We start from the raw sequence: 1,526 nt of genomic DNA, 5'->3' as shown, positions 1-1,526 counted from the left end.
AGATACTGTCTCTGGTGTTGATGTCTTCTCGGATTCATCATCGGCTCTCGTCAATCCATTCACAGAACTTCTCGAAGTCGTCGGCACCGCACTGGTCGGCTATGTCGTGGAGTGTTCCAGTAGGTATTCGGTCTTTCTGAGGTACTGTGACGACGCGGACGTCGTCTTCGTTCTCTGGGTGTTCGTACCGCAGCTTGACGTGGCTCCCCTCCCGGTCGACGACTCGGTAGTTGTTCCGTGTGAGAGCTTTGACGACGTCAAGTCCGGAGAAGTCGCGAGTGACCATCTACTTACTGCATGAACTCGGGAAGTTCGTCATTCTCTTCGCGAGACTTCTTGACATCGTCGGGGTCAAGCCCGAGGTCTTCGAGCATCTCCTTCTCCTCGTCCCAGGACACGGATCCGCTGTCTCGTTCGTGAAGCTCCACTGCCTCGTCGAGGTTCTGGAGAGCCTCTTGGCGACTCTCGCCCTGTGAAGCGACGTTTTTCTTTTCGTCTCTGGCTACCCAGACGCCGTCTTCGTGTGTCAGAGTTATACGGCGTTTTACCTCGGTGCTCATTCTACCACCATCCATACCAGCGACGAGCCGGCTTCCTTGCTCTCTATCGCCCCTTCTTCTTCGAGGTTGCGCAGCCTGTAAATCGCACCCTTGCGAGAACATCCGACCTCGTCCATCACTTCCTTCGTCGTAGCGGGATCATTCTCTTTGACTGCGTTAAGGAACCCCTCGTCGTCATAGGATCTTTCTATCAACCCGGTCTCGGAGTCCTGCTGGAAATGTGTCTCAGTCATTAGTAGCTATACTGAACGTACCAACTTAACCTTTGCCAACGTATGAAAAGGTTTTCCACCCTTGCTCACCTAGGGGTCAAGTGGTTCGAGACTCCAATGGCGTCTCGTCATCACGAGAGAGCTCCGCTCTCTCGAACCACCGCCAACGGCGGCGAGTAGCAGGGGTAGTTCACCCTTATCTTGCTGGTATCTTTTGCTATGGAGATAATGATTAAGTGGATGGGTGATCTATTAGTGGTATAATGGGACGACAAAGATCTTCGACCGGTGAATTCGAACCGTCATTTGCCGACAATGAGTTTATAGATGCTATACGTGAGAATGAGCCTGCATCTACGAAAGAGATAGGAGATACTGTGGGATGCTCACGTCAAAACGCCGACTATCGTCTTCGGAAGATCGAAGAAGACGGACGTGTGAAGAGCAAGCTAGTCGGTAACTCTCTCGTGTGGATGGTGGTAGAATGACAGTTGTAAAGACTGAAGACACACTCGGAGGTGAGCCACGTCTTGAGGGTAGACGTGTCTCGGTGATACAGATAGCCGATATGGTTATTAAAAACGGTGAGTCCCCAGAATATGTAGCCGATCAGCTCGAGTTAGGACTCGATGAAGTACACGAAGCTCTAGCGTATTACTACCGCCATCCTGACGAGATGGAGAAGATACGTGAGAGACACAGAGAGCTAGAGGAGGAGCTGATCAAGATGTCAAATGCCCCTGAAAAAGCTGAA

4 protein-coding genes are annotated in these 1,526 nt (G+C 51.5%); 1 reads left to right on the top strand and 3 read right to left on the bottom strand.

What is annotated here, in order from left to right; translation table 11 throughout:
• Positions 1-37: 37 nt before the first annotated feature.
• The 3 genes from SV253_09940 to SV253_09930 are packed head-to-tail and all read right to left on the bottom strand — an operon-like array spanning position 38 to position 793.
• The gene (locus tag SV253_09940) at positions 38-286 is read right to left on the bottom strand and encodes a type II toxin-antitoxin system HicA family toxin (GenBank protein ID MDY6776370.1); all 249 of its coding nucleotides are present in this window, start codon (positions 284-286) and stop codon (positions 38-40) included.
• A gap of 4 nt (positions 287-290) precedes the next feature.
• On the bottom strand, positions 291-560 hold the full coding sequence (locus SV253_09935) for a type II toxin-antitoxin system HicB family antitoxin (protein MDY6776369.1): 270 nt from the start codon (positions 558-560) through the stop codon (positions 291-293).
• Positions 557-793: a winged helix-turn-helix domain-containing protein gene (locus SV253_09930; protein ID MDY6776368.1), complete on the bottom strand. Its 237-nt coding sequence runs from the start codon at positions 791-793 to the stop codon at positions 557-559. Before SV253_09930 ends, SV253_09935 begins: the two co-directional genes overlap by 4 nt.
• A gap of 463 nt (positions 794-1,256) precedes the next feature.
• Here SV253_09930 and SV253_09925 point away from each other — a divergent pair.
• The coding region (locus SV253_09925) for a DUF433 domain-containing protein (GenBank protein ID MDY6776367.1) at positions 1,257-1,526 on the top strand (270 nt) is incomplete at its 3' end.

Origin of the sequence: Candidatus Afararchaeum irisae, assembly GCA_034190545.1 — an archaeon.
Taxonomy (GTDB): domain Archaea; phylum Halobacteriota; class Halobacteria; order Halobacteriales; family Afararchaeaceae; genus Afararchaeum; species Afararchaeum irisae.
The sequence above is the reverse complement of the archived record's forward strand: the minus strand, read 5'-3'. Positions and strand labels throughout refer to the sequence as shown.